The organism is Neobacillus sp. NRS-1170 (genome assembly GCF_050468025.1).
Map to the genome: position 1 here is coordinate 1 of NZ_JBITPF010000110.1, position 2,055 is coordinate 2,055.

General features: G+C 41.3%; 2 protein-coding genes. Both read right to left on the minus strand.

Annotated features, from left to right (window positions below):
- Window positions 1-79: 79 nt before the first annotated feature.
- Window positions 80-1,405, minus strand: a complete 1,326-nt coding sequence (ltrA, locus tag ACIFOT_RS31845; RefSeq protein WP_430072886.1) for a group II intron reverse transcriptase/maturase — start codon at window positions 1,403-1,405, stop codon at window positions 80-82.
- Window positions 1,406-1,542: 137 nt separating this feature from the next.
- Window positions 1,543-1,674 carry a hypothetical protein gene (locus ACIFOT_RS31850; protein WP_430072889.1) on the minus strand — a complete coding sequence of 44 codons (132 nt, stop codon included), beginning with the start codon at window positions 1,672-1,674 and terminating at the stop codon, window positions 1,543-1,545.
- Between the last annotated feature and the right edge of the window lie 381 nt (window positions 1,675-2,055).

The following is a 2,055-nucleotide window of genomic DNA, read 5'->3' on the forward strand; positions in this document are numbered from 1 at the left end:
AATAGAGTAGGCGCATGAAATATTCATGCGCCTCTCACAGATCCGTACATGCGGGTCATCGCATACGGCTCCTCCATGCTTATCCCCGCTGGGGATGTAGTTCGTTATAAATGTCTAAAAGAAATACAAGATTAATTTCACGAAACCTATCATTAGGTATCGCAAAATGAACGTGCTGGGTCATTGAATTTCTCCATTTAGTCATGGACAAATGTGGAAGTTCACCTTCCCAGTTCCTTTTCCGAAGCTCCCTATGGAGCTTTCTTATTTTTCTCCAACTTCTTAACTGAATCATTCGCAATCTTCTCCGAATCCATGAATCAAGCTGTTTGAACAGGTTCTTTGAGAATCCAATCCCAAAGTATCTACCCCAACCTCTAATGATGGGGTTTAGCTTATGTTTAACGAATTCCTCCAAATTCACTGTTTGGTTTCTTTTCGTTGTCTCTTTGACTCTAGCCTTGAATTTCTCGACTGCTTTATCTGAAGGTGAGTGGTAGTAACCGCTTTTAAATACATACCCAAGAAAAATGAACGGTTCTTCCAAATTATTCACAATCTTAGTTTTATCAGGATGAACCTTTAATCCAAGCTTTCCTTCTAACAGTTTCACAACTGTTCTTAACACCCTCTCTGCACCTTTTTGGGATTTACAACATATGACGAAGTCATCTGCATACCTTGTTATTTGATGGCCTCTTTCTGTCATCATTTCATCTAGTGGGTGAAGATAGATGTTCGCAAGAAGCGGACTTATTACACCACCTTGAGGGCTGCCGTTATCATTTTCAAAAACCACACCATTTTCAAGGATCCCTGACTTTAAGAACTGCACCATTAAAGCTAAAACACTTCCATCCACAACCTCTTCTTTGATTAATTCGATAAGCTTGTCGTGTGGAATTGAATCAAAATACGTCTTTATGTCAGCGTCAATTACATACGTATAACCTTCCATCAAATCCTTACGGATTTTGTCTATCGCCATATGCGCACTACGGTTTGGACGAAATCCGTAACTACAGTCTAGAAACTTTTGTTCGAAGATGGGTTCAAGTATTCTTTTTGTTGCGGCTTGGAGAATTCGGTCTTCAACTGTTGGTATTCCTAATGGACGTTTAGTACCATCGGCTTTTGGAATATACACTCTTCGGACGGGTTTTGCTCGATATGTTTTAGTACCTAAAGATTCTTGGAGCACTCTTAAGTTGTGTTCCAATTCTTTTTCATAATCTTTAATAGTAACTTTATCCACACCATGTGAGCCTCGATTTTTCTTCACGTCATAAAATGCCTGTTCTAGGTTTTGGTAGTTCCAGATTTTATCAATCAGGCTGTACCATTTGCGTTTCTTTTTAGAATTCTCTACTACACGTAAGCTTCGTTTTCCTATCGATTCCTCCATGTATTCGTTTCCTTTCCCAAAACAATATCAACTGTATAGGTTACCCAATGGTTGACATTTGATATTAGTACTACGCCCTAAACAACCTACTTTCTTTCGGTCTCGATTCTCTGGCTATCTGCCTCATCGACTTCTGTTTAGTACATGACGAGTAAATAAGTTCGTAATGCTTTTCTTACATGGGCAGACAGGCTTCGCATCAGTTCATTGCCTTTTGGGTCAATGTCTGTCAAACCAACAATGTGGTAAGTCGCTTGTCTTTGTGGCATTTCCGACAAGCTTATTCACTACTATCCCCTGCTCTGACTTCTCACCCTCCATAGTCAAAATCTTGTCCATCGTGGCTTTGAAAATGAGTTACCACCAACGGTGGAGAAGATGAGATCTCCTTGGGTCACGTCTTCGCCTTTCCCTCGAATCCAGTCCTCATAACTAATAAGACACAAAGTGGTATAGGACATCCCTTTCCTTTGCAAGGTTATCCAGTCTTACCAGCCAGCATGGTTTCAGCCACCTGTTCCGAGTTTTGCCTTCAAGTCCTCCGCACGAAACCTCACGGTACTCGCACTACCTGTCAGCTATACATTTCCGCCACAACGGCATGTTAGGGACTTGCACCCTCTAGAGCGAAGCGCTGCCAAGCGCACAAA